Source organism: Luteitalea sp. (genome assembly GCF_044337415.1).
Classification (GTDB): domain Bacteria; phylum Acidobacteriota; class Vicinamibacteria; order Vicinamibacterales; family Vicinamibacteraceae; genus Luteitalea.
This window is the reverse complement of the sequence record NZ_JBIINP010000266.1, coordinates 1-4,791: the sequence shown is the minus strand read 5'-3', so window position 1 is coordinate 4,791 and position 4,791 is coordinate 1. Positions and strand designations below refer to the sequence as shown.

General features: G+C 66.2%; 3 protein-coding genes. 2 read left to right on the top strand and 1 reads right to left on the bottom strand.

What is annotated here, in order from left to right; translation table 11 throughout:
* The coding region (locus ACIRDX_RS20570) for a twin-arginine translocation signal domain-containing protein (RefSeq protein WP_396627310.1) at positions 1-283 on the bottom strand (283 nt) is incomplete at its 3' end.
* Positions 284-958: 675 nt separating this feature from the next.
* On the opposite strand from ACIRDX_RS20570, the gene ACIRDX_RS20565 reads away from it, so the two are divergent.
* Positions 959-4,345, top strand: a complete 3,387-nt coding sequence (locus ACIRDX_RS20565; protein WP_396627309.1) for a carboxypeptidase regulatory-like domain-containing protein — start codon at positions 959-961, stop codon at positions 4,343-4,345.
* A 153-nt stretch (positions 4,346-4,498) separates the two neighbouring features.
* A partial coding sequence (locus ACIRDX_RS20560; protein ID WP_396627308.1) for a formylglycine-generating enzyme family protein occupies positions 4,499-4,791 on the top strand: 293 nt, incomplete at its 3' end.

The window sequence follows — 4,791 nt, the reverse complement described above, 5'->3', positions numbered from 1 at the left end:
GACACACGATGGGGGCAGACTGTCCGAGCTTCTGGAGGGCGGCGCTGCCGGCCTCGCGCCGCAGGCTCCAGATGTCGGAGACGGCGACCAGCTCGAAGTTCATGCCGGCGGCGTGCTGCTGGAAGGCCGGGATCAGGCTGCCGCGGCAGCGGTCGGAGAAGCCGACGATGCCGACGCGGACCCGGTCATTGGCCCCGAGGATCCGGGCATAGCTTCGGGCGGGCAGGGTGGCAGCGACGGCGCTGGCGCCTGCGGCATGGAGGAATTGTCGTCGGTCGGGCATGGGGTCGTGCTCCTGGTGAGGCCGGGCGGTCCACGGTCGGTGTCAGGCCTGCCCCGCCGAAGCCGGAGGTGGTGTGCATGTTGACCCGCCCCCGGCTGTGTCAGGGCCTGCCCTGCCGAAGCCGGAGGTGGTGCGCAGGTGACCCGCCTCCGGCGAAGGCATGGTCGAACCACTCGAGGCGTCTGGGTGGTGAGTCTGTTTGCGTCGGCAGAAGTACTACAGACATGAGAGGGCACGCAAGCTTGCGCCTTATTGGTCAGTCCACTTTGGTCTGTCTGAGGTCGTCGAGTCGGTCGGGTCACCTTGACCATGTGCAGTGGCTGTGTTACACCCTTTGAGGCCTCCCTCTCTCCATGCCCCTCTGTGCAGGCAGTTTGACGGCTCCAGGCGCCCGACACGGCGCTCGCCGGAATCACCGGTGTGTAATCGGTGTCGGATCGGTGTGCGTCGGAGAGTGGCGAGACAAGTAATCGACGACACGAGGTCGTCGTGAGCGCCCCGCCGGGCGTTCACGACCCGGGTTCTGCGACGCGCGGTGGATGCCCGGCGCGCGAGGCAGTTACGGCCGTCCCCGGCACGGCGCCGCTGGGGCGCAGGGATGGCAAGTGCAGTGCCGGACGGGCAGGTCGGGGCGCAGGTTCCGACGACACACGACACCAAGGAAGGAATGCACTTATGGGGAAGGTCTACGTGAGGAGGAGCCTGCAACGCCTGTTGGCCGTTGCCATGCTGCTGCTCGCCGGTACGCCCGCGTTCGCACAGTTCGAACGCTCGGCCATTTCCGGCACCATCCGTGACTCTCAGGGCGGCGTGATGCCCGGCGTGACGGTCACGGCCACCAACATCGGCAGCGGCGTCGCCGAGACGGCCGTGTCCGACGACTCCGGCTTCTACACGTTCTCGACGCTGCTGCCGGGGCAGTACAACATCAGCGCGGAGCTGCAGGGCTTCAAGAAGGCGAGCCGGACGGGCGTGCAGGCCGACGCGGCCGGTCGCCAGTCGCTCGACTTCACGCTCGAGACCGGTGAGCTCTCGGAAGAGGTGACGGTCGTCGCGGAAGCGGCCCGGCTCCAGACCGACGTGGCCCTCCGCAAGACGGTCGAGGCCAAGGACATCGAGCAGCTCTCGTTCAACGGGCGCAACCCGATTGGCGTGGCGGGCCTCAAGGCCGGCGTCAGCGGCGGCTCCTTCAACAACTACGGCTTCTCCAGCCTGTCCAACGGCGGCTTCAACATCAACGGCAGTCGCTCGGACGAGAACAACATCACGGTGGACGGCGCGACGGCCATCCGCACCCGTTCGTCGGGCGCGATCGTCGGTGTGCAGAACGTCGATGCGCTGCAGGAAGTGCAGGTGCTCACGGGCAACTACATGCCGGAGTACGGGCGCGCCAGCGGCGGCCAGATCCGCTTCGTGACCAAGAGCGGCAGCAACCGGTTCAGCGGCAATGCGTCGTTCTTCTACCGCGACGAGTCGCTGCAGGCCAACACCTGGGCCCGCAACCGCTCGACCAGCCCCGTCGAGAACAGCGGCCCGGCGCCGTTCGACTTCAAGCAGTACGGCTACTCGGTGGGCGGCCCGATCCTGAAGAACAAGCTGTTCTTCTTCGGCGCGCAGGAGTGGGTGAACTTCTTCCAGGTGGCCACCAACACGGCCACGGTGCCCACCACGCTGATGCGTCAGGGCAACTTCAGCGAACTGCTCGACCCCAACAACGGGTTCGTCAACGGCGTGCGCCTGATCGTCGACCCGCTCACCGGCCAGCCGTTCCCGGGCAACATCATCCCGGCCAACCGCCTGTCGCCCAACGGCCTCGCGCTGCTCAACACGTACCCGGCCCCGACGGCAGGCTTCCGTCAGGGCTCGGCCAACCTGATCCAGAACAGCGAGAACCCGCAGGATCAGCGCAAGGACAACATCCGACTCGACTTCCGTCCGAACGCCGCCAACCAGTTCGCGTACCGCTTCTCGCGCTCCAACTGGGTGGCCGTCGACGCGTTCCGCGGATCGTTCCCGTTTGCGCGCACCGACTGGGAGCGCCCGAACTTCACGCAGACGGCCAGCTGGACCTCGAGCATCAAGAGCAACTGGGTGAACGAGTTCAGCTTCACCTTCTCGCGTGACGACGTGTTCATCAACGTGTTCACGGAGACGGGCCTCTACAAGCGCAGCAACTCGGGCATCAACTACCCGTACATCTTCCAGGAGAAGGAAATCGTCGACAAGATTCCGACGGTCTCCATCAGCAACTTCTCGGAGATCGACGGCGGACCGTACCCGGCGTTCTCGTCTGGCCCGATCTACACGTGGCAGGACGTCAGCACGTACGTCCGCGGCCGTCACACGTTCAAGGCCGGTGTGCAGTTCGAGTACTCGGGGCAGGACGACTTCGACCAGATCAACGTCAGCGCCATCCCCGGTTCGACCAACAACCAGAACGGTCGCTTCGAGTTCCGCGACAGTCGTGCCGGCGGCACGGGCACGGCCATCTCCAATGTGGCCATGGGGCTGTTCGACAACTATGCCGAGCTCGGCCAGCGCAACCTCACCAAGTGGCGCGCGCTTGCCATCGACGCCTTCGTGCAGGACTCGTGGCGTCCGACGGCCAAGCTGACGGTCGAAGGCGGCTTCCGCTACGTCTACTGGCCGCCCTGGTACTCGACGACCAACAACATCGCGACGTTCGCGGCCGAAGAGTACAACCCGGCGTTCGCGCCGACGGTCAACCCCGCCAACGGCACGCTGTCGGGTGGCATTCGCTACAACGGCATGGTCCTGCCGGGCGAGGGCTTCCTCGGTGAGGGCCAGCAGTCGGTGATCGCCAACGACCCGGCCGTCCTCCGTCTGTTCCAGGGCTACGACCGCGGCTTCTCCGAGACGCACAAGAACGTCTTCGAGCCGCGCTTCGGCGCCACCTACCAGTGGAACGACAAGACGGTGGCGCGCGCCAGCGTGGGCATGTTCCACAACCGCGTGACGTTGAACGACTCGACCCTGCTCGGCGGCAACGTGCCGTTCCAGCCGCAGGCCACCGTGTCCAACGGCAGGGCGGACAACCCGGGCGGCGCGGGCGTGAATCCCGGCAACCTGCCGATCGGCGCCACCGCGCAGGACCTCGTGTTCAAGCACCCGACCTCCTACATCTGGTCGGCGGGTGTGCAGCGCGAGATTCCGTTCGGCTTCATCCTCGACGTGACCTACGTGGGCCGTCGCGGCAACTACCTGCAGCGCGAGCGCAACCTGAACCAGCTGGCGCTCGGCACGCTGTACCAGAACCCGGGCGTCAATATCGCCGCCCTGCGCCCCTACAAGGGCTACGGCGTGATCCGTCTGTCGGAGAACGCGGGCTCGTCGCTGTACAACTCGCTGCAGATCTCGGCTGACCGTCGCTATACCAACGGCCTCAAGGTGGGCTTCGCGTACACGCTCGCCAAGTCGGAGGACAACGCGTCCGACAAGCGCAACGTGCTGTGGAACACCTACGACGACACGCTGTACTTCGGGCCGTCGAACTTCGACCGTCGCCAGATCCTGAACTTCTACTACATCTACGACCTGCCGATCTTCCGTGACCAGAGCACGCTGATCGGCAACCTGCTCGGTGGCTGGCAGGTCTCGGGCGCGACGTTCATGCGCTCGGGTACGCCCTTCACCGTCGGCCAGGGCGCGCAGGACATCGCGGGTGTGGGCGACGTGGGCTTCGGCCAGCCGTGGAGCCAGACCGGCAACGCCAGCGTGAACTACCAGCTGTACGACGGCACGCCGGGTTCGGTGGCCCTCGACACGAGCGTGTTCGTGCGCCCGGCCAACGGCACGTTCGGCAACTCGCCGCGCAACGCCTACTACAACCCGGGCGAGATGCAGTGGGACATCGCCCTGTTCAAGAACTTCAACATGGGCGGCAACCGCAAGCTGCAGCTCCGTGCGGAGTGCTTCAACTTCCTGAACCACCCGAACCTGGGCGGCATCGACAGCAACCCGCTGAGCGGCACGTTCGGCCGCATCACGTCGAAGGACGGCAACCGTCGCGACGTGCAGATGGGCCTGCGGTTCCTCTTCTAAAGGTCATACGGTTCGGGGCGGGCGATTGGCTCGCCCCGAACCGGACGTAGCCTGCAGGCCACAGCCTGCAGCCTGCCTGAGGGCGGGGCGACACCAGTCGCTCCGCCCTTTTGCTTTCCTTCGCCGCGGCTTGGCGATACACTCCGGCTCATCGTGTTTCCTCAACGTCATCATCAATGGCGGCGGGGCGGGTCACTGAAGGCGGGCGTGGTGTTGTCGGCCCTCCTGTCAGCAGGCGCCGCCGCGCTGGTGGCGCAGCCTGCGCCGAAATCCACTCCTCCCGCCTCGTACTCCGAAACCATCCCGAACAGTCGCGTCTCCTTCGAGATGGTGGCGGTGCCCGGCGGCACCTTCCTCATGGGCAGTCCCGCATCGGAGGCCGGCCGCGACGCCGACGAGGGACCGCAGGTCGAGGTCACGCTCAAGCCGTTCTGGATTGGCAAGAC